Annotated in this window: 18 protein-coding genes and 1 tRNA gene; 11 read left to right on the plus strand and 8 right to left on the minus strand. The window is 68.5% G+C overall.

The features are described 5' to 3' along the window. The first annotated feature begins 208 nt into the window (after positions 1 to 208). Complete coding sequence (locus EZH22_RS09295) at positions 209 to 1,642, plus strand: sensor histidine kinase (protein WP_231711513.1); 1,434 nt, start codon at positions 209 to 211, stop codon at positions 1,640 to 1,642. After that, positions 1,639 to 2,295 (plus strand): response regulator transcription factor, encoded by a 657-nt coding sequence (locus tag EZH22_RS09300; RefSeq protein ID WP_203195363.1) that lies wholly within the window; start codon positions 1,639 to 1,641, stop codon positions 2,293 to 2,295. The genes EZH22_RS09295 and EZH22_RS09300 overlap by 4 nt, the downstream gene beginning before the upstream one ends. Positions 2,296 to 2,470: 175 nt before the next feature. Here EZH22_RS09300 and EZH22_RS09305 read toward each other — a convergent pair whose 3' ends face one another. Together EZH22_RS09305 and EZH22_RS09310 are read right to left on the minus strand one after the other, a co-directional pair. Beyond that, positions 2,471 to 3,718 (minus strand): cupin domain-containing protein, encoded by a 1,248-nt coding sequence (locus EZH22_RS09305; RefSeq protein WP_203195364.1) that lies wholly within the window; start codon positions 3,716 to 3,718, stop codon positions 2,471 to 2,473. Positions 3,719 to 4,137: 419 nt separating this feature from the next. Beyond that, positions 4,138 to 5,052, minus strand: a complete 915-nt coding sequence (locus EZH22_RS09310) for a LysR family transcriptional regulator (protein WP_203195365.1) — start codon at positions 5,050 to 5,052, stop codon at positions 4,138 to 4,140. A 97-nt stretch (positions 5,053 to 5,149) separates the two neighbouring features. On the opposite strand from EZH22_RS09310, the gene EZH22_RS09315 reads away from it, so the two are divergent. The 4 genes from EZH22_RS09315 (at position 5,150) to EZH22_RS09330 (ending at position 9,632) form a co-directional block, all read left to right on the plus strand. Next, entirely contained in the window at positions 5,150 to 6,328 is a 1,179-nt protein-coding gene (locus tag EZH22_RS09315; protein WP_203195366.1) for a muconate/chloromuconate family cycloisomerase, read from the plus strand. Positions 6,329 to 6,430: 102 nt separating this feature from the next. Then, positions 6,431 to 7,345: a catechol 1,2-dioxygenase gene (catA, locus tag EZH22_RS09320; protein ID WP_203195367.1), complete on the plus strand. Its 915-nt coding sequence runs from the start codon at positions 6,431 to 6,433 to the stop codon at positions 7,343 to 7,345. 88 nt (positions 7,346 to 7,433) lie between these two features. Then, positions 7,434 to 8,777, plus strand: coding sequence for an MFS transporter (locus tag EZH22_RS09325; RefSeq protein WP_203195368.1), 1,344 nt, complete (start codon positions 7,434 to 7,436; stop codon positions 8,775 to 8,777). 66 nt (positions 8,778 to 8,843) lie between these two features. Further along, positions 8,844 to 9,632 (plus strand): 1,6-dihydroxycyclohexa-2,4-diene-1-carboxylate dehydrogenase, encoded by a 789-nt coding sequence (locus EZH22_RS09330; RefSeq protein WP_203195369.1) that lies wholly within the window; start codon positions 8,844 to 8,846, stop codon positions 9,630 to 9,632. 182 nt (positions 9,633 to 9,814) lie between these two features. On the opposite strand, the gene EZH22_RS09335 is transcribed toward EZH22_RS09330, so the two are convergent. The 4 genes from EZH22_RS09335 to EZH22_RS09350 all read right to left on the minus strand — a co-directional run bounded on the left by EZH22_RS09335 (position 9,815) and on the right by EZH22_RS09350 (position 15,928). Further along, positions 9,815 to 10,258 (minus strand): SRPBCC family protein, encoded by a 444-nt coding sequence (locus EZH22_RS09335; protein WP_203195370.1) that lies wholly within the window; start codon positions 10,256 to 10,258, stop codon positions 9,815 to 9,817. Positions 10,259 to 10,500: 242 nt separating this feature from the next. Then, positions 10,501 to 12,549, minus strand: a complete 2,049-nt coding sequence (locus tag EZH22_RS09340) for a cache domain-containing protein (RefSeq protein WP_203195371.1) — start codon at positions 12,547 to 12,549, stop codon at positions 10,501 to 10,503. Continuing rightward, positions 12,542 to 13,927, minus strand: a complete 1,386-nt coding sequence (locus EZH22_RS09345) for a sigma-54-dependent transcriptional regulator (protein WP_203195372.1) — start codon at positions 13,925 to 13,927, stop codon at positions 12,542 to 12,544. The genes EZH22_RS09340 and EZH22_RS09345 overlap by 8 nt, the downstream gene beginning before the upstream one ends. A 300-nt stretch (positions 13,928 to 14,227) precedes the next feature. Beyond that, entirely contained in the window at positions 14,228 to 15,928 is a 1,701-nt protein-coding gene (locus EZH22_RS09350) for an OFA family MFS transporter (RefSeq protein ID WP_203195373.1), read from the minus strand. Positions 15,929 to 16,665: 737 nt separating this feature from the next. On the opposite strand from EZH22_RS09350, the gene EZH22_RS09355 reads away from it, so the two are divergent. After that, positions 16,666 to 18,261, plus strand: a complete 1,596-nt coding sequence (locus tag EZH22_RS09355) for a 2-isopropylmalate synthase (RefSeq protein ID WP_203195374.1) — start codon at positions 16,666 to 16,668, stop codon at positions 18,259 to 18,261. 154 nt (positions 18,262 to 18,415) lie between these two features. Here EZH22_RS09355 and EZH22_RS09360 read toward each other — a convergent pair whose 3' ends face one another. Beyond that, positions 18,416 to 20,407, minus strand: a complete 1,992-nt coding sequence (locus EZH22_RS09360) for a flagellar export protein FliJ (protein WP_203195375.1) — start codon at positions 20,405 to 20,407, stop codon at positions 18,416 to 18,418. Between the two features lie 273 nt (positions 20,408 to 20,680). Between EZH22_RS09360 and EZH22_RS09365 the strand changes: the two genes are divergently transcribed. From EZH22_RS09365 to EZH22_RS09380, 4 genes are all read left to right on the plus strand, one after another. Beyond that, positions 20,681 to 21,655, plus strand: a complete 975-nt coding sequence (locus tag EZH22_RS09365) for a tripartite tricarboxylate transporter substrate-binding protein (protein ID WP_203195376.1) — start codon at positions 20,681 to 20,683, stop codon at positions 21,653 to 21,655. A gap of 288 nt (positions 21,656 to 21,943) precedes the next feature. Beyond that, complete coding sequence (locus tag EZH22_RS09370; protein ID WP_203195377.1) at positions 21,944 to 22,405, plus strand: tripartite tricarboxylate transporter TctB family protein; 462 nt, start codon at positions 21,944 to 21,946, stop codon at positions 22,403 to 22,405. Between the two features lie 12 nt (positions 22,406 to 22,417). Continuing rightward, the gene (locus tag EZH22_RS09375) at positions 22,418 to 23,917 is read left to right on the plus strand and encodes a tripartite tricarboxylate transporter permease (protein WP_203195378.1); all 1,500 of its coding nucleotides are present in this window, start codon (positions 22,418 to 22,420) and stop codon (positions 23,915 to 23,917) included. A 105-nt stretch (positions 23,918 to 24,022) separates the two neighbouring features. Continuing rightward, a tRNA-Lys gene (locus tag EZH22_RS09380) sits at positions 24,023 to 24,098 on the plus strand. Between the two features lie 501 nt (positions 24,099 to 24,599). Here EZH22_RS09380 and EZH22_RS09385 read toward each other — a convergent pair. Further along, positions 24,600 to 25,196 (minus strand): flavin reductase family protein, encoded by a 597-nt coding sequence (locus tag EZH22_RS09385; RefSeq protein WP_203195379.1) that lies wholly within the window; start codon positions 25,194 to 25,196, stop codon positions 24,600 to 24,602. Positions 25,197 to 25,200 lie beyond the last annotated feature (4 nt).

A 25,200-nucleotide genomic window follows, 5' to 3' on the forward strand; every position in this document is an offset into this window, starting at 1 on the left:
AGGGGGAAGGCGGCGAGGCGGGCCTCGGGCCGGAGAACCGCACTCGTCGAACTTGGGCATCGGCGGCGGAGCGCGAAAGGCGACGAATGAGGCGACCTTCTTGGAGCCGGGCGCTTTGTCCTATTGTATCGCGGGGCAGGGATCTGCTCGACCCTCCCTTGCTCGGTTGGGGCCGAGCGCCTGACCGATGGAGGCCGTCTTGGACCAAGTGCGCGTGAAGCCGCAGCCCAGGAGAGTATTCATGCTGGGGGTGGCGCTTGCCCTCGCGGTCGTGATCTTCGCCATCGATACGCTCTCGCCGCTCGATATGGCGATCGCCGTCCTGTATGCCGTCGTCGTGCTGTTCCTGACGAACGAGGTGGAGCGGCGGACGCTTCTGCTGGTCGGCGCCGCCTGTGTCGGGCTCACCATGCTGAGCTTCACCATCATGCACCGCGAGAACTACAACCTCGCCTCCGTCATGCGCTGCATCGTCAGCATCGCGGCCATCTCGGTGACGACGCTGCTCTCGCTCAAGAACCAGAAGGCGACGCGCGCGCTCCGCGAGCAGGCGGACCTGCTCGACCTGTCCCACGACGCCGTTTTCGTGCGCGGCGATTCGGACATTATCACCTACTGGAATCAAGGTGCCGAGCGGCTCTATGGCTGGCCGCGCGCCGAGGCCGTGGGCCGCAAGGCCAGCCAGCTTCTGCACACCGTCTTTCCGGAATCGCCGCTCGAGATTCGCGAGGCGGTCCATCGGGCGGGCCGGTGGGAAGGCGAGCTCTCCCACACCCGGCGCGATGGAACACCCGTCGTGGTCATGAGCCGCTGGTCGCTGCAGCGCGACGCGCGCGGCCGGCCGATAGCGACCATGGAAACGAACAGCGACATCACCCAACGAAAGCGCGCCGAAGACGGTCTGCATCAGGCGCAGGCGGAGCTCGCCCATGTCACGCGCGTCGCCACCATGGGCGAGCTGACCGCCTCCATCGCCCACGAGATCAACCAGCCACTGGCCGCCGTGGTCACCAACGGAGAGGCATGCCTGCGCTGGCTGGGGCGCGACGTGCCGGATCTCGGCGAGGCGAAATCCGCGGTCGAGCAGATGATCCGCAACGGCCGGCGCGCCAGCGAGGTGGTGGCCCGCCTGCGCGCCCTCGCGCGCCGGGGCGAGCCCCTGCGCCTGCCGGTGGACATCAACGAGGCCACGGGCGAAGCGCTGCTCCTGCTGGAGCGCGAACTCTCCAATCATCGCGTGGCGCTCGACCTGTCGCTCGACCCGAAGGGACCCCACGTCCTCGGCGACCGGGTCCAGTTGCAGCAGGTCCTCATCAATCTTGCACTGAATGCCATCCAGGCGATGGATGCGGTGCCGGAAGCCCGGCGGTGCCTCCATCTGGAGACGAGCACCAGGGACGAGGCGGGGCAACGCCGGGTGCTGATCAAGATCACCGATACCGGCCCGGGCGTCGACCCCCAAAATCTTCCGTTGCTGTTCAACGCGTTCTACAGCACCAAGAGCGACGGGATGGGCATGGGCCTGTCCATCTCCCGCTCGATCATCGAGGCGCACAATGGCCTTGTCTCCGCCACCCTCGTCGAGGGGGGAGGAATGTGCTTCAGCGTGACGCTATCCGAGCATGAGGAGCCCTCGTCGTGAGCCTTCGCCCGCAGTCCCAGCCGCCCGCGCCGTCCGGCGAGCCCCTCGTCATCGTGGTCGATGACGACGCCGACCTGCGCGCCGCGCTCTCCAGCCTGTTCCGTTCGGTCGGCCTTCGGGTGGAGCTTTTCGCATCCGCCGCCGAACTGCTCGCGGCGAAGCTGCCGGATGTCCCGCGCTGCCTCGTGCTCGATATCCGGCTGCCGGGGGTGAGCGGCCTCGACTTTCAGGCCCAGCTCGCGAAGTCGCCGTCGGAAATGCCCATCATCTTCATGACCGGCCACGGCGACATACCCATGTCGGTGCGGGCGATGAAGGCGGGGGCGGTCGATTTCCTCACCAAGCCTTTCCGCGACCAGGACATGCTCGACGCGGTCACCGCCGCCCTCGACGCCGACCGGACCCGGCGCGAGGCGCAAAAGGCCGTCGCCAATGTCCAGGGGCTGTTCGAGACGCTGACCGTCCGCGAAAAGCAGATCATGGCGCTGGTCACCTCCGGTCTGATGAACAAGCAGATCGCCGCCGAGGTGGGACTGAGCGAGATCACGGTCAAGATCCATCGTGGCCACGTGATGCGGAAGATGGAGGCGAAGTCGCTCGCCGACCTGGTGCGCATGGCCGAGACGCTGGGCATGGCCAAGGCCGGGCGATGAACGCCGCCGCCGCGGCATCCGTCACCCTCCGACCATGCGCGCAGCCCGCTGCCGCTCCTTTCGCCGGCAGGAAAGACCGGCAAAAGAGCAGGGGAGGCCCCGGCCCGACATGTTTCCCGGTGCGCCCGCCCAGGGCAAAGATGCCGGCGGACGCGGGGAGAACGGATTTACGACCTCACCCGGGCTGTATTCCGAGCTGGCTCTTCGGGAATTTCGCCAGCTCGGCCGGATCGATGTTCAGGTGCTGCGCCACGAGCTGCGGCGGGGTGTGCGTGAGCCAGTCGGAAAGATCCACCTCCTGGTACTCGGGCGCCCTGAAGATCGCGAGAACCTGCACGTCCTCGGTGCCGGTGTTCTGGATGTAATGACCCTGGCTTTTGGGGACGACACCGATATCGCCGGCCTTGAAGTCGATGGTGTGGGCTCGCGGCCCGGCATTGAACACCGTCATGCGGCCCTGGCCCTTGATCCAATACTGCCATTCGTCAGCGTTGGGATGCCAGTGCATCTGCCGCAGGGCGCCCGGTCGGATGGTCTCGATGGCGCCGGCGATGGTGGTGGAGACTTTGAAGGTGCGGCTGTCGGCGAGCTGGATGCTGCCGGCCGCGTTCTCCTTCACCGGCTTGGTCGCCGTAAGAGAGAAGGTGAAAGGCTCGGGCGGAACCCCGCCGGAGGCCACCATCGCCTGGTCCGCCGCCAGCGGCCCCGGCTCCTTGCCCTGGAAGATCCAGAGGTCGTGCAGGGGGATGTTGCGGAAAACGCTGGGGGAGACGCCGAAATTCTGGCCCAGCACCTCGGGCGGGGTGTGCGCCAGCCAGTCGGTCACCAGCAGGGTGTTGAACTCGGACTGGAAGGCATTGTCGAAGACGATCAGGAATTCGCAGCCGTCCTCTCCCAGTCCCTGGAGCGAATGGGGGCATCCAGCCGGGAAGAACCAGAGATCGCCGGGCCCCACATCCTGCACATAGGCCCGCCCCTGCTGGTCGAGCAGCGTTACGCGGCACCGCCCGTTGGTCATCAGGCCCCATTCGCCCGCCAGGTGCCAATGCAGCTCGCGCACGCCGCCCGGTCCAAGGCGCATGTTGACCGCCGACACGGAGGTCGCGGCGGGGAATTCCGTCGCCGTCACCTGACGCGCCCAGCCGCCGGCCTGCACCCGCTTCGGCATGATGTTGAAGGAGGACCATAGCATGGGCATGTCGCCGACGTCGGTCGCGGGCGGGTTCTGGAACGAGGGGAACTGGCCTTCCAGAACCGGGTTCTGCGGGCCGGGATTGGAAAGCGCGCCGGGCGTCGAATTGATGGCGCCCTGAGGCGGCTCGTCGGGATTGCCGAAGGTGGCGGCCTGCGCCGCGCCGCTGGCGACGGTGGCGCCGGTCAGGGCGCCGAGGGCGAGAAGCTTGCGGCGGGAGAGGTCTTCCATGGCGGGTCTCCGTTTCTGACGGTTCAGGGTACGTGTGCGGCACGCGAAAATTGCTTTGAGCTTGCGCCGTTCAGCCTGCACTGCAAGCCGGACGGATCTGCCTTCCTCGGGCCGTCTGGCGCGGGCACGGCTGGGGCCGCACCAGCAGGACGGCGTCGCGCCGACGAAGCGGCGAAACACCCTCGTGAATGGGGCGGGGCCTGGACCCCGACGCCGAGCGCGCTCTCACCTGCGCTCGGGTCCTGTACTTCGGCCGGCCGGGCGGGCCGAGATTGCACATCCGCCAGCCGACAGCCGCATTCAACGCCTGATTACCGTCTGATGGTAGAAGATGATGGATTATCCTCCAGTCTACCTATGTTTTTCCAAGTAGATGATGAGTTTGGGAAATGCATACCTTGGTATGCGGCTCAGGCGGCTCAGGCGGCTCCGTCCTCCGGGCGCACGGCATCGCTCTGGTAGAGTTCGTGCACCAATGCGAAGATCTGCGCCACCTCGGCGGACGTGTCGCTCGCCCGGCAGCTCATGATGAGCGGCGAGGTGATGGCCGGCTCGGCGAGCGGCCGGTAGCTCACGTCGTCGCGGTGGAGGTGGCGCACCGACCGGGGCACGAGGGCGAGGCCCACGCCTGCGGCGACGAGACCGAGCGCCGTCTGCAGCTCGCGCACCTCCTGTGCGATGATCGGCTGGCGACCACGGTCGCGGAAGAAGGACAGCACCTGGTCGGCGTAGCTCGGACGCGGTGATTTGGGATAGAGCACCAGCGCCTCGTCGGCGATGTCCTGGAATGACAGGCTGTCGACACCGAGATAGCGGTGGTCGGGCGGCAGAGCCACCATCAGCGTCTCTTCGGCGATCACCTCGCGCCGGATGGCGGCATCGTCGAAGCGGATACGACCGAACCCCACATCGATGCGGCCTTCCTTGAGCGCGGAGATCTGCTCCACGGTGCTCATCTCCAGCAGCACCACCTCGAGGCCGGAGCACAAGGCGCGGAACCCGCGCACCACCTCCGGCAGGCCGCCGTAGAGCGCCGATCCGACGAAGCCGATGAGGAACTGGCGACGGCCCGCCTCGCCGAACCGCCGCGTGGTGATGCGCAGCTCCTCCGCGCGCCGCAGGATCTCGAGCGCGTGCTCGTTGAAGAAGCGTCCCGCCGCGGTGAGGCGCACCGGGCGGCTCGGACGCTCGAACAGCGACACGCCGAGGTCCTCTTCCAGCTCGCGCATCTGCCGGCTGAGGGGAGACTGGGCGATGTGCAGCTTCTCCGCCGCGCGGGTGAAGCTGCGCTCGCGGGCGACAGTGGTGAAGTACCTGAGGTGCCGCAGTTCCATTCCAGACCTTTTAGGTATGCAAACCGACCGAGATTGTCTTTGACGCAAAGCTGGCGAACGTGATTGTCCTTATGCGCAACGTAGGGACCAAAGCCTGATGCAGACTGGCGGCGCGACACGCATCGAGCGGATCGAAACCCTGATCCTCGACATTCCAACCATACGTGCCCATCACCTGTCGATGCACACCATGCGGAGCCAGACGCTGGTGATCCTGCAGGTCTTCTGCTCCGACGGAACGGTGGGCACGGGGGAGGGCACCACCATCGGCGGCCTGAGCTACGGCGAGGAAAGCCCGGAGGGCATCAAGCTCACCATCGACGCCTATATCGCCCCCCTCCTGATCGGCGCCGACGCATCCCGCGTCTCCGCCCTCATGGCCGGGGTAAGGCGGCAGGTGAAGGGCAATCGTTTTGCCTGCTGCGCCGTCGAGACGGCCTTGCTGGATGCCCTCGGCCGGCGTCTCGGCCTGCCGGTCTCCGAGTTCCTCGGCGGTCGCCGCCGCGACACGCTGGAGGTGGCCTGGACGCTGGCCAGCGGCGATACCGCGAAGGATATCGAGGAGGCCGAGGCCATGCTGGCGGCGCGCCGCCACCGCATCTTCAAGCTGAAGATCGGCAAGCGCGACGTCATGGCCGACGTGAAGCACGTGGCCGCCATCAAGGCCGCCCTCGGCGAGCGCGCCAGCGTGCGGGTGGATGTGAACATGGCCTGGAGCGAGCACCAGGCGCGGCGCGGCATCGCCGCCCTCGAAGCCGCCGGGGTCGACCTCGTCGAACAGCCGGTCAGCCGCGAGCAGCGCGACGCGCTCGCCCGCCTGACCCGGCGCTTCGACGTGGCCATCATGGCGGATGAGGCGCTGCAGGGGCCCTATGAGGCCATGGAGCTGGCAAAGGCCCGCGCGGCCGGCGTCTTCGCGCTGAAGATCGCCCAGTCTGGCGGTTTGTTCGATGCCCAGCGCGTGGCGGTCATCGCCGATGCGGCGGGCATCGAGCTTTATGGCGGCACCATGCTGGAAGGAGGCATCGGCACCGCCGCCGCCGCCCAGCTCTGCGCCGCACTGCCGGCGCTCGCCTGGGGTACGGAACTCTTCGGCCCGTTGCTCCTGTCCGAGGAGATCCTGGCGACGCCCCTCGCTTATGCCGACTTCGCGCTCGCCGTGCCGGCGGCGCCCGGCCTCGGCGTGGAGCTCGACATGGACCGCGTCGACTTCTATCGCCGTGACCGGCCCAAGTCCCGCCTTGCGCCCCTCGCCCGCCAGACCGCGGGCGCCTGACACTCCGCCGCCACAAGGCGGCCGCCGATCCGGCCGGGGGCACGAAGAACCACCCGCGCTCCAGGGCGCGGACGCAAGAAACGATCATCAAGGAGAACGCTCATGGAAAAAGCTGCCATCGATACCCTGCTGAAGGAGATGCAGGCGCCGAGCCGCGGCGCGCCGACGCCGCGCGTGAAAGCCATCGTCGACCGGATCGTGCGGGACCTGTTCTATGTCATCGAGGAGTTCGATGTTCAGCCGAGCGAGTTCTGGACGGCGGTGAACTACCTCACCGAGGCGGGGCGCAACGACGAATACGGCCTGATCGCCGCCGGGCTCGGCTTCGAGCGCTTCCTCGACGTGCGCCTCGACGAGGCGGAGGCCAAGGCCGGTCTCACGGGCGGCACGCCGCGCACCATCGAGGGGCCCCTCTACGTGGCCGGCGCCCCGCTGGTGAAGGGGGAGGGCCGGCTCGACGACGGCTCGGAGGAGGGGGAGATCCTGGTCATGCACGGCCAGGTGCGCGACGTGGACGGGACGCCCGTCGCCGGCGCCCATGTGGAGGTGTGGCACGCCAACACGCGCGGCAACTATTCCTTTTTCGACAAGGGCCAGAGCGCCTTCAACCTGCGCCGCACCATCGAGACCGACGCCGAGGGCCGCTACCGCTTCCGCACCATCATGCCGTCGGGATATGCGGTGCCGCCGGAAGGCTCCACCGACACCCTGCTGAAGCAGCTCGGCCGCCATGGCCACCGCCCGGCGCACATCCACTTCTTCGTCAGCGCGCCCGGCTATCGCAAGCTCACCACCCAGATCAACATCGACGGCGATCCCTATCTCCACGACGACTTCGCCTTCGCCACCCGCGACGACCTGATCCCGCCGGTGGAGCGCAACGCGGACCCCGCGGCCATCGCTGCCGCCGGGCTCAACGAGCCGTTCGCCGCCATCGCGTTCGACTTCGAGCTCAAGCGCGAGGCCGGCCTCCTGCCGGCCGCGGAAGTGCAGCGCCTGCGCGCGGAAGCCGCCTGAGGCGCGGACGGGCGGCGCGCCCCGCGCCGCCCGACTCTCGCGCAACCCATCCCCCAATCAACGATCAAACCGGCAGGTGGAGGAAACCATGGCGGGTGCAACCCAGAGCATCCAGGATCTCCTGGACAAGGAGCCCGTGCGCGGGCGCCAGTGGCTCGTCTTTCTTCTATGTTTCTTCGTGGCCGCGCTCGACGGCTTCGATACCCAGTGCATCGCCTATACCGGGCCCGCCATCGCCAAGGCTTTCGGCATGGCGCCGGCGGAGATGACCTACATCTTCATCTCCGGCACGCTGGGCATGGCCATCGGCGCCATGGCGCTGGGCTCCATCGGCGACAAGATCGGCCGGCGCACCGCCATCCTCGGCGCCATGCTGCTCTTCGGCGTCTTCTCGCTGGCCATCGCCTTTGCCACATCGCCCACGCAGATCGTGGTCCTGCGCTTCCTCACCGGGCTCGGCATGGGCGGCGCGACGCCGGTCCTGCTGGCGCTCGCCGCCGAATACGCGCCGAGCCGCGCCCGCGGCACGGTGCTCACCGGCGTGCTGCTCGGCCTGCCGCTGGGCGCCGTTCTCGGCGGGCTCCTCGCCTCCGGCTGGATGCCGGTGATCGGCTGGCAGGGCATCTATCTCGTCGGCGGCTCGCTGCCGCTCGCCATGCTGATCGTCTGCCTGTTCATCCTGCCGGAATCGCCGCAGTTGCTCGTCACCCGCGGCAAGCCCGGCGATCTCGAGAACAGCCGCAGCCTCGTCGCCCGCATCATCGGCCGGCCGGTGCCCGCCGAGACGCGTTTCGTGCCGGAGGAGAAGGTGGCGAAGGGCTCGGTCGCCGCGCTCTTCGCCCCCGCCTACCGCACGCGCACCATCGCCGTGTGGGCGACCTATCTCTTCAACTGGATCGCCTGGTTCATGCTGCTGCTGTGGCTGCCCACGGTGCTCACCACCGCCGGGCTTCCCGCCGCCACCGCCGCCTTCGGGACGGTGACCGTGAACACGGCGTTCATCGTCTGCGCCATCCCGCTCTCCATCGTGCTGCCGAAGGTGAATGCACGCTTCCTGCTGCTCGGCATGTTCGCCCTCGGCATCGCCATCTGCGTCGGCCTCGCGCTCGCGGGGAACAACTGGACGGCGGTGTTCGTCCTCGTCGCCGCGGCGGGCTTCGGCGTGGGCGGCCAGCAGCTGGCGCTGAACTACCTCATCTCCGGCATATACCCCACCGAGCTGCGCGCCACCGGCACCGGCTGGGCCATCGGCATCGGCCGCACCGGCGCCATCGTCGGCTCCGCGCTCGGCGGCTGGTTCCTGCAGATGGGTGGCGTGCCGGGCTATTATCTCGGTATCGCCATTCCGCTCGCCATCGCCGCGCTGGCGGTGGCGCTGATCCGTGCTCGCCCGGTGGCGGAGCCGAAGGGCTCGCTCTCCACCGCGCATTGACGGCACAGGAAACAAGGACGGTCGCGGGACATCCCGCGGCCGCTCCCGCGCGGCATGAGGGAGAGAATGGTGGGAGATAGGCGGTTCGAGAACAAGGTGGCCCTGGTGACCGGCTCGGCCCAGGGCATCGGCCGCGCCACAGCGGTGCGGCTCGCCCGCGAGGGCGCCAGGGTGTTCATCGTGGACCGGGCGGCTGATGTGAACGCCGAAGTCGCCGCGGAGATCGAGGCGGCGGGGGGCAGCGCACTGGCCTTCGCGGCGGACCTGGAGACCCATGCCGGCGCCGAGGCCATGGTGGAGGCCGCGCTCCGGGCCTGCGGACGCATCGACGTCGCCGTGCACAATGTGGGCGGCACCATCTGGTCGAAGCCGTTCTGGACCTATGAGCCCGAGGAGATGGAGAAGGAGATCCGGCGCTCGCTGTGGCCGACCTTGTGGAGCTGCCGTGCCGTGATCCCCGTGATGATGCGGCAGAAAAGCGGGTCCATCGTGAATGTGGGCTCCAACGCCACCCGCGGCATCTATCGCGTGCCCTATTCGGCGGCGAAGGGCGGCGTCCACGCCATGACCACCTGCATGGCGCTGGAGCTCGCCGAGCATGGCATCCGCGTCAACGCCGTCTCGCCCGGCGCCATCGACAACGGGGTGCGCGCCATTCCCCGCAACACCGCTCCGCTGTCCGACCAGGAGAAGGCGTGGGGCAGGCAGATGTACGAGGACATCCTCTCCGGCACGCCGCTGCACCGCATGGGGACCAAGGAGGAGGTGGCGGCCACCATCTGCTTCTTCGCCTCCGACGAGGCCGGCTACATCACCGGCCAGACCTGCTTCGTCGCCGGCGGCACCGTGGGCTGAAGCGTCCGTCACCTTGAACTGCCCGCGTCGTGCCCGATGTCCCGGCCATCGGCGAGCGGGACCAACATCGGCATCCCTCCCTTGCCCCTCGGCGGCGGAGGGCTCCGACGTCCTTTTGCCCGAAGATCCGGCGCTTCCTCGAAGGGGCAATCGGATCGCGGCCTTTGCGCGATCGCGATGCGCTATTGATTGATCTCGGGCTCGACAAGGCTCGCTAGATTTTTCAGCGATTCCTGCCAGCCGAGATAACAAGCCTCGGCCGGAATGACGTCCGGCACGCCCGCCTGCGTGATATCCAACTCGGTGCCGACCGACACCTTCTTCAACGTCACGGTCACCTGCATCTCGCCGGGCAGGTTGGGATCGTCGAACGTGTCGGTGTAGCGCAGGCGTTCACCCGGCACGAGCTCGACATATTCGCCGCCGAACATGTGGCTCTGGCCCGTCGTGAAGTTCCGGAAGGACATCCTGAACGTCCCTCCGACCTTCGCCTCCAGATGATGCACGGTGCAGGCGAAGCCGTTGGGCGGCAGCCATTTCGCGAGCGCGTCCGCCTCGATGAACGCGCGATAGATCTTCTCCGGGCTGGTCGCCAGAACGCGGTGCAACCGTATGGTGCTGGGCATGGTGGCTCATCCTTATGACCTAGTGGAAATGGGCGTTGAAGCCGGTGAGGCCTCCTGGGGTCGGCAGTCCGGCATGATCTGCAATTCTTTGCCTTGCCGATCCACGCCCCGAGGACGAACGTGGACTTTCGGATCCGACAACGGGGTCTCAGATTTTTCTGAAGGCACCCGCAGCGTTCGATCCGGCCCGCCCCGTGCCCGATCGTCGGGACTTCATTTTTATTTGCAGCCGGAACCATGTCTCAAGAAAAATCCGTCCTCGCTTCCGGAAGCCAGAACGAAAATACGGTGCCGGCGCCAGGCGCGCTCTCCACCGTCATCGTGCCCCCGGCCCGTTCGACCAGGGTGTAGCTGATGGACAGGCCGAGGCCGGTGCCGCCCTGCGGCTTGGTGGTGAAGAACGGATCGAACACCCGCCCGATGCGCTCCGGCGGAATTCCGGCGCCGGTGTCCGCCACCTCGATGCGGATGCCCGCCTGGCCGCCGCGCGCCTCGTCGCGGGTGCGGAGCGTGAGCGTCCCCACCCTCGGCATGGCATGGATGGCGTTGACCATGAGGTTGATGAGCACCTGCTGCATCTCCACCCGGTTCATCAGCACGAGCCGGGTCGCCGTCTCCTCCCGCGTCACCGTGATCTCGGTGCGTGAGAGTAGATGCTGGACGAGCACGAGGGTGTCGCCGATCACCTCCCCCGCGGCGACCGGATCGAGATGGCCCGCGAATTCCGCCGGCCGGGCAAACTGCAGCAGCTTGGAGACGATGATGGTGATGCGGTGGACCTGCTGGTCGATGAGGTTGAATTCGGTGCGCACCGGCCCCGCGGCCGCCCCCAGGACGTCGCGGGCCACGTCGAGATTGCCCTGGATCACCGCCACCGGGTTGTTGATCTCGTGGGCCACCCCGGCGGTGATCTCGCCGATGGCGGCGAGCTTCTCGGACATCACCAGCTGGCGTTGGGTGGCGGCGAGTTCCGCATTGGCCGCCTGAAGCTCCGCCGTGCGCTCGGCGACGCGGCGGTCCAGCTCCTGCGTCCAGCGGCGCAGCTCGCCGTCGCGCTGCTGGAGGAGGTCCAGCATGGCGTCGAGATGATGGGCGACCCGGCCGATCTCATCCGAGGTGGCGGCGACCCCGGTGCGGGCCGAGAGGGCGCCGCCCTCCACCGCGGCGATGGTGGCGTTCATGGCCTCCAGCGGCCGGAAGATGCCCGCGGCCCAGCGCAGCAGCACCGGGGTCGCGACCATGGCCACCAGCAGGAAGCCCACCGCCACCGCCGCGAGGCTCGCCCGCTTCAGGGCGAGGAAGGGCGCCTCCAGGAAGCCCACATAGAGCATGCCGACGCGCCTGCCGTGGCTGTCCACCACCGGCTCGTAGGCGGAGATGTACCAGTCGTTCACCACGAAGGCCCGGTCGAGCCAGACGCGGCCCTCGCCGAGGACCGCCTCGCGCACCTCCTTCGATACGCGGGTGCCCAGCGCCCGCCGCCCCTCGAAGAGGCGCACGTTGGTGGAGACGCGCACGTCGTCCACGAACAGGGTGGCGGTGCCGGCGCTGCCTTCGGGCAGGCTGCCGGAGCGGTAGACGAGATCGTTGATGGTGTCGATGAAATCGAGGTTCTGGTTGAGCAGGAGGCCGCCGACCAGGGCCGCGCGGCCGGCGCCGGGAACATTCACCGGCGTGCCCGAGTGCACCACCATGCCCCGGTCCTCGCCGGCACGGTCGGTGGGCACCGCGCCGGGGGTGGGCACGAGGGCGATATGGGCGCGTGTCGCCAGCTCCGGCGACAGGCGGGCGAGCTGGCTGGCGCTGAAGACGTCGATCTCGGTGGAGGCCCTGCCATTGAGGGCCCGGCGCTCCACCGGCCACAGATCCGCCGCGTCCTCCCCCGCCGTGGCGGCCGGCGACGCGGCGATGCGGCGGCCCTGCGCATCGAGGACGTAGAGGAAATCGAGCCCCATCGCCCGCCGCCGCTGATCGAGGAAAGCCGCCATGGCGTCGGGATCGCCCCGGTCGGCGACGCGGGCGAAGGCGACGGAATCGCCCAGCGCATGCAGCGTCTCGTCGGAGCGCTCCATGAGCCGGTCGAGATACTGGCGAGCGATGGTGAGGTCGCCGTTCACCTTGGAGATGAGCAGGCGGTCGAACTGCTGCGTCCACCACGTCACCACCACCGCGAGCACCGCCGGCAGGATGAGGAGCGTGGGAAGGAGCGCGATGGCGAGCAGCCGCACCCGCACCGAGCGCAGGCGAGAGAGGGTCTCCCGCCAGCGCGGCGGCGCGGCCGGCTCAGGCATTCCAGGCCTTCAGCTTGCGGTCCAGTGTCTTGCGCGAGACGCCGAGGCGCCGCGCCGCCTCGGCCCGGTTGCCGCCGGCCTCGCCGAGCACCTTGAGCATGTGGGCCTTCTCCACTGCGTCGAGGGCCTGCGAGAACGCCTCCTCGTCCTCTTCCGCATCGCCGGGCACCACGTCCCGCGGGAAGTCGCCGAGGATCAGCGAGCGCTCGATGACGTTGCGCAGCTCCCGCACGTTGCCCGGCCAGGGATAGCGGGCGAGGTCCCGCAGCGTCGCATCGGAGAGGCCCAGGGGCGCGACGCCGAGCTGGGCGGACAATTCGTCCATGAACAGGCGGGCGAGGGGCGCCACGTCCGCCGCCCGCTCGCGCAGGGGGGAAAGGTGGATGTTCACCACGTTGAGGCGGTAATAGAGGTCCTGGCGGAAGCGGCCCTGCGCCACGGCGTCGGCAAGGTCGCAATTGGTGGCGGCGACGAGGCGCACGTCCACCGGGATCTCGCGCTCGGCGCCCACCGGGCGCACCTTCTTGTCCTCGATGACGCGCAGCAGCTTGGACTGCATGGCGGGGGGCAGCTCGCCCACCTCGTCGAGGAAGAGCGTGCCGCCCTGGGCGTAGAAGAACAGCCCCTCGCGGGAGGAGGCGGCGCCGGTGAAGGCGCCCTTCAGGTGGCCGAACAGCTCGCTCTCGATGATCTCCGGGGCGATGGCGGCGCAGTTCACCGGCACGAACGGCTTTGCCGCGCGTGGCGAGACCGTGTGCAATGCCCGGGCGGTCACCTCCTTGCCGGTGCCGGATTCCCCGGTCACCAGCACGGTGGTGGGCATGGGGCCGACGCGCTCGATCATGCTGCGCACGGCATGGGTGGACAGGGACGCCCCCGCCATGATGCCGGGGCCGCCGCCGGGCAGCGTCTTCAGCTCCCGCTTGAGCACGAAGTTCTCGCGCAGGAGCCGACCCCGGTCGAGGCAGCGGGCGATGGCGTTGAGGATCTGGTTGGAGCGGAACGGCTTCAGCACGAAGTCCGCCGCGCCCGCGCGCAGCGCCTTGATGGCGGTCTCCAGGTCGGCGAAGGCGGTGATCAGGATCACGTCGCGGTAGAAGCCGGAACCGCGCAACTCCTCCAGCCATTCGAGGCCGGTGCGCCCCGCCATGATGTTGTCGAGGATGATGAGGTCGAAGGGCGTCGCCTCCAGCAGCCGGGACGCGGCCGCCACGTCGGCCGCCTCGGCCACATGGCGGCACCTTGAGGCGAGCATGCGCATGAGGAAATTCCGCATGCCCGGCTCGTCGTCCACGATCAGGATGGAGGCGCCGGCCAGATGCGGGCTGAAGGCGATGTCGCCGGCGGCATCGGCCGGGGCGTCGGCAATGGGGGTCATCTCATCTCGACCGTCGTTCTCGGACCCTCGCCGACACGCGACAAAGGCCATCCGCGAAAGACGCCCGGCCCGGCGCGTGCCCGGCCGTCCCGCCCTTCCTCCCGATGCCGCGCCCGCGGCATCGGCGTCATCCATCGCGCACTTTGCGGGAGCGAGCAAACAGGAAAGAGGCGTGCCCCGCCGGCCCTTTGGGGGGATGAGGCGCGCCGGAGGGGAGCCGGGAGAGGGGAACGCGTTCTCCTCTCCCGGGTAAGAGGGCGATTCACCGACCAGATTGTTCCAATCTGATCGGATCGCGCTCTAGCGGAACAGGATCACCGCCTTCTGCAGGGTGATCCACACGCCCCAGGCGAGGGGAAGGCCCACCACCAGCCAGGCCAGCACCACGACCGGCAGGGGCGTCGACCCCGAGGCGATTGGGGTCGAGCTGCGCACGGCCGCGGGGGTGCCGCCGTCCTTGGCCTCCTCCTCGAAGTCCTCGAAGTCGGCGTGGGCCTCTTCCCTGGCGAGGGCGGCCTTGCCCAGCTTCTTCAGCTCGTCGTCCTTCATGTAGAGATGCTCGGCGACGGGCCGGACCAGGAGGTTGCACACCAGGCCGAGCACGAGCAGGCCGGCGAGGATGTACATGGTCTGGTCGTAGGCGGCCTCCCGCGGGATGCCGGAGGCGATCTGGTACTCGCGCAGATAGTTCACCAGCACCGGACCGAGCACGCCCGCCGTGGCCCAGGCGGTGAGCAGGCGGCCGTGGATGGCGCCCACCATGTGGGTGCCGAAGATGTCGGCCAGATAGGCCGGGATGGTGGCGAACCCGCCGCCGTACATGGACAGGATGATGCAGAAGGCGCCGACGAACAGCACCACCGAGCCCATGTGCGCCGTGGTCGGCACGAGCGCATACAGGCCGAAGCCGAGCACGAAGAAGACCGCGTAGGTCATCTTGCGCCCGAGCCGGTCGGAGAAGGAGGCCCAGGCGAAGCGCCCGCCGATGTTGCACAGGCTGAGGAGGCCGGTGAAGCCCGCCGCGATGGCGGCGATCTGCGCCTTCTGGCCGACATCGAGCTGGGAGAAGGTGAGGTCAAGGCCGATCAGCTTTCCGCCGAACACCTCCTGCAGCATGGGCGAGGCCATGCCGATGACGCCGATGCCGGCCGACACGTTCAGGCACAGCACCGCCCACAGCAGCCAGAACTGGGGCGTCTTCCAGGCCACGTTCAGGTGCACGTGGCGGTGGGTGACCATGGCGTTGGCGGCGGCGGCGGGAGGCGTCCAGCCCTTCGGCGTCCAGCCTTCGCGCGGGACGCGATAGCCCAGCGCGCCGCCGACCATGAAGATGAAATAGATGCCGGCCATGGCGAGGAAGGTCTGCCACACGCCCACCGAGGCGGGCGAGGAGAAGTGGCGCATGAGGATGTCGGCCAGCGGCGCGCCGATCATGGCGCCGCCGCCGAAGCCCATGATGGCCATGCCGGTGGCCATGCCGCGCCGGTCGGGGAACCACTTGATGAGGGTGGAGACCGGCGAGATGTAGCCGAGCCCCAGCCCGATGCCGCCGATGACGCCGGAGCCGAGCCACAGCATCCAGATCTGGTGCAGGTAGACGCCGGCCGCTGAGATGACCAGGCCGCCGCACCAGCAGAACGCCGAGACGAGGCCGGCCTTGCGTGGGCCGGCCGTCTCCAGCCAGCCGCCCCAGATGGCGGCGGAGGAGCCGAGCAGGACGAAGAACAGGGTGTACATCCAGCCGAGGGACGAGATCTGCCAATCGCAGGTGGTGGCGAACAACGCCGCGACGGCGCCCATGTCGGCGGGGCAGGCGATGGGCTTGCTCACCCCCACCGCGCGGGAGAGCGGCAGCCAGAACACGCTGAAGCCGTAGGCCATGCCGATGCACAGATGGATCGCGAGGGCGGCCGGTGGTACCAGCCAGCGGTTGAAACCGGCGGAGGCGATGGTGCGCTCCCGGCTCAGGAACGGGGGCGGCGCATAGGTGGCAAGGGTCATGGTTCCTCCAGCATGCTTATTGCTTGGCGCGCGCTCTCGTCGGACGCGCGGCACCGGGCGCTTAGCAAGCCGAGGGCCAGGACAAAGACCTTTCCAAATCAACGTGTTGACTGGGAGGGTTCATGCGGGAGATGGACACTTTGTCCAACCCGGCAGACCTCCGCGGGGGCGGCCGGGTCATTTTGGCCATAGCGACATCCCCATGCGGAAGTGGCACAAGCGTGTGCCGGCGCAGCGCCGCTTCCGGCGTCACCGTCTCGTGCGGGTCGCCAGGTCCCCCTGGGGGTGCGTGGAAAGTCGCAGGCTCTTGTCCCGGTCGAGGTGACAGGCGAGACGGAAAAGGACTTTCTGGAAGGCGATGGACCCGGAAAGCCGGGATCAAACACCCAAGTCCTTTGCGAGGCCGTCGCATGCGAGCGCTCCCCTTGCGCTCCCGCCGCACCTCGGCTAGAGGTCTTATCCCGATCTGTCGAGCGAAGAGTAGAGCGCCCCGTGTCGTCCCGCACGACCAAGACTGCCGCTTCTGCCCCCCGGACCATCAAGGTTCCGGGCAACGCTCTTATTCTGCGCGCGCTTCTTCTCCTTAGCCGCCCCTGAGGGCCGGCCGGGCTTGTGCCTGGGCACTCAGGGGATCACGCCGCCGCCGGGTTGCAGACCCGGCGCCCGTTTCGGCTTATCATCCGGCTCGAATGCGCCCGCCCGAAGGGCCCCGCCGGATCGCGAGAAGGACCTTTCTTATGAGCGAAGCCCCAGCTTCCCCCGCCGCCGCTCCCGTATCCGCAGTGCCTGTCTCGGACCGCGACCGCGTCATCATCTTCGACACCACCCTGCGCGACGGCGAGCAGTGCCCCGGCGCCTCCATGACCTTCGAGGAGAAGCTGGAGGTCGCGGAACTGCTCGACGAGATGGGCGTGGACGTGATCGAGGCCGGCTTCCCCATCGCCTCCATCGGCGATTTCGAGAGCGTCGCCGAGATCGCCCGCCGCACCAAGCGCGCCACCATCGCCGGCCTGTCCCGCGCCGCCCTCAACGACATCGACCGCTGTGCCGAGGCGGTGAGGCACGCCCGCCGCGGGCGCATCCACACCTTCCTCTCCACCTCGCCCGTGCACATGAAGTACAAGCTCCAGAAGGAGCCGCACGAGGTGCTGGAGATGGTCGTCGCCTCCGTCACCCGCGCCCGCAACCATGTGGAGGACGTGGAGTGGTCGTCGGAGGACGGCACCCGCACCGAGATCGATTTCCTCTGCCGCTGCGTGGAAGCCGCCATCAAGGCGGGCGCCACCACCATCAACATCCCCGATACGGTGGGCTACACCACGCCGGGCGAGTACGAGGCCCTGTTCCGCACCGTGCGCGAGCGGGTGCCCAACTCGGACAAGGCCATCTTCTCGGTGCACTGCCACGACGACCTCGGCATGGCGGTGGCCAACTCCCTGGCCGGCCTCGCCGGCGGCGCCCGGCAGATCGAGTGCACCGTCAACGGCATCGGCGAGCGCGCGGGCAATGCGGCGCTCGAGGAATTGGTGATGGCCATCGAGACGCGCAGCGATGTGCTGCCGTATCGCACGGGCGTGAACACCAAGATGCTCACCCGGGCCTCCAAGCTCGTGTCGGCGGTGACGTCGTTCCCGGTGCAGTACAACAAGGCCATCGTCGGCCGGAACGCCTTCGCCCATGAGAGCGGCATCCACCAGGACGGCATGCTCAAGCACACCCAGACCTACGAGATCATGACGCCGGAGAGCGTCGGCGTCTCCAAGACCTCGCTGGTCATGGGCAAGCATTCCGGCCGCGCCGCCTTCCGCGACAAGCTGAAGACCATGGGCTACGAGCTGGGCGAGAACGCCCTCAATGACGCCTTCGCCCGCTTCAAGGACCTCGCCGACCGCAAGAAGGTGGTCTACGACGAGGACATCGAGGCGCTGGTGGACCAGGGCATCGCCGCCGCCCACGACCGCATCAAGCTCATTTCCCTGTCGGTCATCGCCGGCACCCGCGGGCCGCAGCGCGCCACCATGAAGCTGGAGGTGGACGGCCAGGTGAAGACGGAGGAGGCCGAAGGCAACGGCCCGGTGGACGCCACCTTCAACGCCATCAAGGCGCTGGTGCCGCACACGGTCAAGCTCGACCTCTACCAGGTGCATGCGGTGACCGAGGGCACTGACGCGCAGGCGGAAGTTTCGGTGCGGCTGGAGGAGAACGGCAAGGCGGTGACGGCCCGCTCGGCCGACCCGGACACGCTGGTCGCCTCCGCCCAGGCCTACATCACCGCCCTCAACAAGCTGCAGATGAAGCGGCAGAGCGTGAACCCGCAGAGCGCCGTGGGCTGAGTCCCGCGCCGCACGGATAGCGCCACACCGAAAAGGGCCGCCCGATGCCGGGCGGCCCTTTTTGCTGCTCTGGCCGGAGCATTTCCCTGATTCCCGGAACCGCGAAAATGCTCCATGTCCCGGGACCGGCGACCACCTTGCCCGAACGCTTGATCTATTGCCCGCGCGGCGTTTCCCCGGCGCCGGGGGCGCCGGGGGCGCCGCCCTGCGGGCTCGGCTGCGGGGTGCCCTGGGGGCGAGCCTGGGGCGCGGCGGGACGCTCGGCGGGCGCCGGACGCTCCGCCGGGACGGGCCGTGCCTGTGGCGCACCGCCGGGAGCTGCACCCTGGGGAGCGCGCGGCGTGTCGCCTTGCGGGCCAGGCGCCGCCGCAGGCCTCTCAGGCGCCGCAGGCCGTTCTGGGGTCGCGGGCCTCTCGGGCGCCGCCGGCCGGTCTCGCGCGGCGGGTGCCGGTGCGCGGTCCGGGGCATCGGTGCCCGTGCGCGGCGGCGCCTGCGGCCGCTCCGGACGCGACGGGGCCGGACGATCCGGCGCAGGGGGGCGCTCGCGGGCCGGACGATCGGTTCCGGCATCAGGCGGGCGACGATCGCCGGGCGCGGCCGGCGGGGCGGCCTGGGGCTGGCGCGGACGATCAGGCTGCGCCTCGCGCTCATTCTGTTCCGGTCGCCCGCTGCGGGGCGGTGCCGTGGCCGGATCGGTGGCGCCGGGGGGAGGCGTCGGCCGGTCGGGGGGCGTCGTCGGGGCATCGGGCTGGCGCGCCGGCGTGCCGGCGGGCGAAGGCGCCGGGGAGGGGCGCCCGGGAGACTGGGCTCCGGGAGACTGGGCTCCGGGCGGCGGGACGGCTGGCCGTCCGTCTGCCGGCCGCGGCGAACCGGGCGGTGCGGGCGTCGCGCCCGGCGCGGGCCGGTCCTGTGGCGCGGGGCCGCCTCCGGCACGGGCCGGCGGCAGCGCATTGGGGCGCTCGCGCTCCATGCGGTCCATCACCTGCTGCGCCCGCTGCTGGCGCTGTTCCACAAGGCCGTGCAACTTCTCGCTGCGCGCGCGAAGCGCTTCCAGGCGGCGCTGCTGCATCTCGCGCTCGTTGCGCGTCGCCTGCTGGATCTCCTGTTGCAGCCGGTCGCGCTGGCCCTGGCGCAGGGTATCCATCTCCTGCCGGTAGGCCCGGTCGTCGCCGGACCAGCGGCGGTCGCGCAGGGTGCGCCGCTGGTCGGGGGTGATGACCGAGAGCAGGGCGGCGGACGGGGCGAGCAGCGCCGGAACCGGATCGCGCACATAGTCGCGCACCAAGACGCGCTGGTTCTGCCGGATCTCCCGCTCGAAGCGGGGCGGCACGGGGATGCGTCGGTCGGTGCCGATGGACGGCCCGTAAATGCCGATCCGCGCACCACTGGCATCGTCGAACTCGTCGCCATAGCCGTCCACGAACACCACCTGCCGGGTGACGATCCGCGTGCCGGCGACGGGCTCGAACACCGCGCGATCGACGAAGCGGGTGGTCACCATCCCGTCGCGATAGACCGGACGGTAGATCTGCGGATCGTTGCGCAGCCACGCGCCGATCTCGCCGATGGGCGAGACCCGCACGGCGAGGTCAGGCTCGGCGATGTAGCGGTCCTCCACGAACACCCAGCTTTCCGCCACCGGCGGGTCCATGACGCGGGGCGCGCCATAGGCGAAGCCGCGCCCGTCCGGGGCGATGGGCGCCCAGCCGGTATGTCCGCCGCCGCGCCGCCACGTCACCCAGGCCGGTGCCCAGGTATCGCCGGGCACCCAGAACCAGCCATAGGCCGGGTCGTAGCCCCAGCGGCCATAATGGTACACGGCCCAGGCGAAGGGCTCGGCCGAATCCCAGTACCACCCATGGTCATCGGTCCAGATCCAGCGTCCCTCCTGGTAGGGCCGCCAGCTCGAATCGAGTCCGGACGGGATCCACACATATTGGTAGTCGGGGTGCTGCACCCAGGTCCCGTGCTCGGCGAGCGGACCGTAGAAGATGTCGACGTTCACCCGCTGCCGGTCGCCCGCGGCCCGTCCCGCGTCCTGTCCGGCCCCCTGCGCCATTGCCGGCGCGGCAACGGGCAAGGCGGCGACCGGGGGCAGGCTCAGGGTAAGGGCGACGGTCGCCAGGAGATGTCGTGAAATTCGCATTCGGTGTCCTCTCAGGTGCGCAGGCAAGAGAACCGGCGGAGGCAGGGCCCGGTTCCGTCCGTGGCGCTGCGGAAAAATATATTTATTTTCAATAATTTATCTGAAGTAGCGGAGCCGTGGTGCGGCAAATGAAGGGCACGCGAGGCGGGCGGGAGGTGCCTGGGTCGTGCTCTCCCGGAGGCAACTGCCGCCACTTCGGGCTTGACGGCTGCCGCTACGCGACCTTCAAAGGAGGTAAGGGGTGTTCGAAGAAGCTCCCGGAGGAGGAAACCGATGCGTATCCTGTCAGCGGTGCTGGCGTTTGCCGCCGCGCTTGGCCTTTCGACCGTCGCCGGCGCCCAGACCTATCCGAGCCGGCCGATCACCATGATCGTCCCGTTCGCCGCGGGCGGCCCCACCGACACGGTGGCGCGCCTCGTCGCCGAATCCATGTCGAAGACGCTGGGCCAGCAGGTGATCGTGGAGAATGTCGGCGGCGCCGGCGGCACCCGCGGTGCGGGCCAGGTGGCGAAGGCGGCCCCGGACGGCTACACCATTCTCCTGCACCATATCGGCCACGCCACGGCGGCGAGCCTGTACCGCAAGCTGCCGTACAATCCGGCGACCGACTTCGAGGCGGTGGGCCTCGTCACCGCCGTGCCCATGACCATGATCTCCAAGTCCGGCTTCGAGCCGAAGACCATGGTCGACGTGATCGCCTACGTGAAGGCCAACAAGGACAAGGTCACCTACGCCAATGCCGGCGTCGGCTCCGCCTCGCACCTGTGCGGCATGCTGTTCATGTCCACCATCGGCGCGCAGATGACCACGGTGCCTTATCAGGGGACCGGACCGGCCATGAACGACATCGTCGGCGGCCAGGTCGACCTCATGTGCGACCAGACCACCAACACGACGGGCCAGATCAAGGGCGGCAAGGTTAAGGCCTTCGCCGTGACTACCAAGGACCGGGTAAAGTCGCTGCCCGACCTGCCGACCATGCAGGAGAGCGGGCTCAAGGATTATGAGGTCGCGGTCTGGCACGGCGTCTACGTTCCCAAGGGCACGCCCAAGGAGATCGTGGACAAGCTCAACGCCGCTCTCAACACGGCCCTCGACGATCCCAAGGTGGTGGCCCGCTTCGCCGACCTCGGCACAGAGCCCGAGGCGAAGGATCGCCGCAGTCCCGCCTTTCATAAGGATTTCGTCATCGCCGAGATCGCCCGGTGGAAGCCGGTGATCCAGTCCGCCGGCGTCTACGCCGACTGACGCGGCCCACCGGCGCCCGCAAGGCGCCGCGCAGGCGGAGCCGGGCACATATCCACCGCCGGGGGGCGCATTCCGCGTCCCCCGGCGGTGTCGACTTCGGCGCACTTCCGGTTTTCGCCGCCGCTCCGCAGGCCGGACGACACGGAAACGGGATCCCTGAAGGCCGCTCGGCCCTGCCGGCGGCTGCATCTCCACATTCAAGAACAGCGGACGCCGGGCCGACGAGACCGCGATGTGGTCCGAACAGCATCGGCTCCGGAGGCAAGTGGGCTCTAGGGGCTGGGACACATGAACATCATCCGCAACCCGAAGGACGTCCTTTCGGGTCTTCTCTTCATCTTCCTGGCGGGTCTGCTCGGCCTGCAGGCCTGGGACCTGCCGCTCGGCACCGCGGTGCGGATGGGGCCAGGCTATTTCCCGCTGGTGCTGGCGGCCCTGCTCGGCCTGCTCGGCCTCATCGTGCTGGTCAACGGCCTGCGGTTTGATGGCGACATGCCGAGCGGCATCGCCTGGCGGGCGGTGGTCATCCTCACCTTTTCCGTCGTCTTCTTCGGCTTCGCCGTGCGCCCGCTGGGCTTCCTCCCGGCGCTCGGCATCACCGTTTTCGTCTCGGCCCTGGCGAGCCGCAAGTTCCACATCGTCACGGCGCTGGCCAACACGGCGGTGATGGTGGTGTTCGCCTGGGCGGTGTTCATCAAGGGGCTGGGCCTGCCACTGCCCCTCCTCGGCCCATGGCTCGGCGGATATTGAGGAACTGAGACGATGGAACTCTTCGACAACCTCGCCCTCGGCTTCTCCGTCGCCCTCTCGCTGCAGAACGTCCTCTACTGCTTCGTGGGCGTGCTGCTGGGCACCCTCATCGGCGTGCTGCCGGGCCTCGGCCCCATCGCCACCATCGCCATGCTTTTGCCCATCACCTTCGGCCTGCCGCCGGTGTCGGCGCTGATCATGCTGTCGGGCATCTATTACGGCGCCCAGTATGGCGGATCGACCACGGCCATCCTCATCAACCTGCCGGGGGAGAGCTCCTCGGTGGTCACCGCCATCGACGGCCACCAGATGGCCAGGAAGGGCCGCGCCGGCGCCGCGCTGGCCACCGCGGCGCTCGGCTCCTTCTTCGCCGGCACGGTCGCCACCTTCCTGCTCGCCGTCTTCGCGCCGCCCCTGGCGGAGTTGGCGCTGAAGTTCGGGCCGCCGGAATATTTCTCCCTCATGGTGCTCGGCCTCGTCGCCTCGGTGACGCTGGCCTCCGGCTCGGTGGTCAAGGCCATCGCCATGATCGTCCTCGGCCTGATGCTCGGCCTGTCGGGGCAGGACATCTACACCGGCACGCCGCGTTTCACCTTTGACCTGCCGGAACTGTCCGACGGCTTCGACTTCGTGGCGCTCGCCATGGGCATGTTCGGCATCAGCGAGATCATCAGGAATCTCGAGGACGAGCACACGCGCTCCCTCGTCGCCGCCAAGGTGAAGAGCCTGATGCTCACGAAGGACGAGTTCAAGCGCATCATCTGGCCGGTGCTGCGCGGAACCACCCTGGGCTCGTTTCTCGGCATCCTGCCGGGCGGCGGCGCCATGCTGTCCTCCTTCGCGTCCTATTCGATCGAGAAGAAGATGTCGAAACACCCGCAGGAGTTCGGGCGCGGTGCCATCGAGGGCGTGGCGGGGCCGGAGAGCGCCAACAACGCCGGGGCGCAAACCTCGTTCATCCCCATGCTGACCCTCGGCATCCCCTCCAACCCGGTGATGGCCCTGATGATCGGCGCCCTCATCATCCAGGGCATCACGCCGGGGCCGAATGTGGTCACCGAGAAGCCGGACCTGTTCTGGGGCGTGATCGCCTCCATGTGGATCGGCAACTTCATGCTGGTGCTCTTGAACCTGCCGCTGATCGGTCTGTGGGTGAAGCTGCTGACGGTGCCGTACCACGTGATGTTCCCGGCCATCATCGCGTTCTGCTGCATCGGCGTGTACAGCGTGAACAACAACACCTTCGACGTGTACTCGATGGCGCTGTTCGGGCTCCTGGGCTACGCGCTGGTGAAGCTGGACTGCGAGCCGGCGCCGCTGCTGCTCGGCTTCGTCATCGGCCCCATGCTGGAGGAATACCTGCGCCGCGCCATGCTGATCTCCCGCGGCGATCCCTTGGTGTTCGTGACGCGCCCCATCTCCGCGGTGCTCCTGGCGCTGGCCCTGGCGGCGCTGGTGGTGGTGCTCCTGCCCTCGGTGCAGAAGACCCGCGAGGAGGCCTTCAAGGAGTAAGCGTGCGCGGCGACCGGAGCGGCGGCGAGAATCTTCGCCGCCGCCCTTGTCAGGCGGGAACGCATTTGCTAAACGGACGCCTCCTTCCGGGGGCACCCCTGGAACGGGCGCATAGCTCAGTTGGTAGAGCAGCTGACTCTTAATCAGCGGGTCCTAGGTTCGAGCCCTAGTGCGCCCACCAAGTTTCAAGCGAGAACGGAAAGAACGGATTGCACGCCAGGTTGCAGCCTTCGTTCCGTCTCCGCGCTTCTCCTCCAGATTCACCATAGCTTGCTCCGCAAGCTCGCGCGTGCTGCCGAGATCGTGCGCCTGGAGGACCGATTGGCATCCTTCCGGCTGTGGCTGGTGATCTGCGGCACGGCGCAGCCGGCAAAGGCGAGGCGCGTCACGCCCTGCCGCAGGCTGACCCTTTCCCCATCATGGGCCGTCCATGACAACCGCAGCAGGTCGCCTTGCCTCTGCCCTGTCCAGGGCGCCAGCGTGGGCGCGAGGCGAGGCGACAGGGACGCCTCTGCCAGGAATGCCGCGATGGCATCCTCCGTCCATACGATGCCGGCCCGTCGGCAGCATAGAGCCGGCCGCCGCGCTCGCACACGTTGACTGCGACGCGGCAAGCGCATCTGCAAGCTGCCCGACCCGGGCCTGCGCACCGCCGGCCCGGGCTGATGCTCCAGCGAGGCGTCTACGTCTTGGTCGCGCGAACCACCTCGCCCAGCTTGCCGTACACCGGCCCGGCGAGCCGCCCGAGGGGCCGCAGGCTCTCCGAATCCACCTTGCCGTCCGCGAGCAGGCCGTCCCTCACGTGAAACAACTTGATTTCGCCAACGAAGAACTCCGATCCGGAGTGACCGAACTTGACGATCTGATCCAAGGTGCATTCCAGATTTATCGGGCAGGATATGACGCGCGGCACGGCGATGGTGTCGGACGGCGCGCGGTCCAGTTCCAGCACGTCCAGTTCGCTGACGTCGGCCGAATAATCCGCCGCGGATTGATGCACCTTTTCAAGAAAACCGTCGTCAACGATGTTAACGACGAATTCCCCCGTCTCGGCGATATTGCGCGCCGTGTCCTTGCGCGCCCCGTCCCTCAATCCGCAATTGAACCCGATCATCGGAGGATCGGAGGAAACGAAAGTGAAGCAACTGAACGGCGCGATATTTGACTTTCCCACGCTCGATTGGGTTGAAATCCAGGCAATGGGACGGGGAACGACGACCCCCGTCAACAGTGTGTATGCACTGGAATTATCAAGGTCTCTCGCATAAATCTTGGCCATGGCG

It is taken from the genome of Xanthobacter dioxanivorans, assembly GCF_016807805.1.
In the GTDB taxonomy this organism is placed as follows: domain Bacteria; phylum Pseudomonadota; class Alphaproteobacteria; order Rhizobiales; family Xanthobacteraceae; genus Xanthobacter; species Xanthobacter dioxanivorans.

Excerpts from the sequence above, each read along its gene's own strand:
- EZH22_RS09340 (WP_203195371.1), bottom strand. The coding sequence starts at position 12,549 with ATGCCTGAGCCGGCCGCGCCGCCGCGCTGGCGGGAGACCCTCTCTCGC.
- EZH22_RS09360 (WP_203195375.1), bottom strand. The coding sequence starts at position 20,407 with ATGCGAATTTCACGACATCTCCTGGCGACCGTCGCCCTTACCCTGAGC.
- EZH22_RS09325 (WP_203195368.1), top strand. The coding sequence starts at position 7,434 with ATGGCGGGTGCAACCCAGAGCATCCAGGATCTCCTGGACAAGGAGCCC.
- EZH22_RS09315 (WP_203195366.1), top strand. The coding sequence starts at position 5,150 with ATGCAGACTGGCGGCGCGACACGCATCGAGCGGATCGAAACCCTGATC.
- catA (WP_203195367.1), top strand. The coding sequence starts at position 6,431 with ATGGAAAAAGCTGCCATCGATACCCTGCTGAAGGAGATGCAGGCGCCG.
- EZH22_RS09365 (WP_203195376.1), top strand. The coding sequence starts at position 20,681 with ATGCGTATCCTGTCAGCGGTGCTGGCGTTTGCCGCCGCGCTTGGCCTT.
- EZH22_RS09370 (WP_203195377.1), top strand. The coding sequence starts at position 21,944 with ATGAACATCATCCGCAACCCGAAGGACGTCCTTTCGGGTCTTCTCTTC.
- EZH22_RS09345 (WP_203195372.1), bottom strand. The coding sequence starts at position 13,927 with ATGACCCCCATTGCCGACGCCCCGGCCGATGCCGCCGGCGACATCGCC.
- EZH22_RS09355 (WP_203195374.1), top strand. The coding sequence starts at position 16,666 with ATGAGCGAAGCCCCAGCTTCCCCCGCCGCCGCTCCCGTATCCGCAGTG.
- EZH22_RS09385 (WP_203195379.1), bottom strand. The coding sequence starts at position 25,196 with ATGGCCAAGATTTATGCGAGAGACCTTGATAATTCCAGTGCATACACA.
- EZH22_RS09375 (WP_203195378.1), top strand. The coding sequence starts at position 22,418 with ATGGAACTCTTCGACAACCTCGCCCTCGGCTTCTCCGTCGCCCTCTCG.
- EZH22_RS09305 (WP_203195364.1), bottom strand. The coding sequence starts at position 3,718 with ATGGAAGACCTCTCCCGCCGCAAGCTTCTCGCCCTCGGCGCCCTGACC.
- EZH22_RS09335 (WP_203195370.1), bottom strand. The coding sequence starts at position 10,258 with ATGCCCAGCACCATACGGTTGCACCGCGTTCTGGCGACCAGCCCGGAG.
- EZH22_RS09350 (WP_203195373.1), bottom strand. The coding sequence starts at position 15,928 with ATGACCCTTGCCACCTATGCGCCGCCCCCGTTCCTGAGCCGGGAGCGC.
- EZH22_RS09330 (WP_203195369.1), top strand. The coding sequence starts at position 8,844 with ATGGTGGGAGATAGGCGGTTCGAGAACAAGGTGGCCCTGGTGACCGGC.
- EZH22_RS09310 (WP_203195365.1), bottom strand. The coding sequence starts at position 5,052 with ATGGAACTGCGGCACCTCAGGTACTTCACCACTGTCGCCCGCGAGCGC.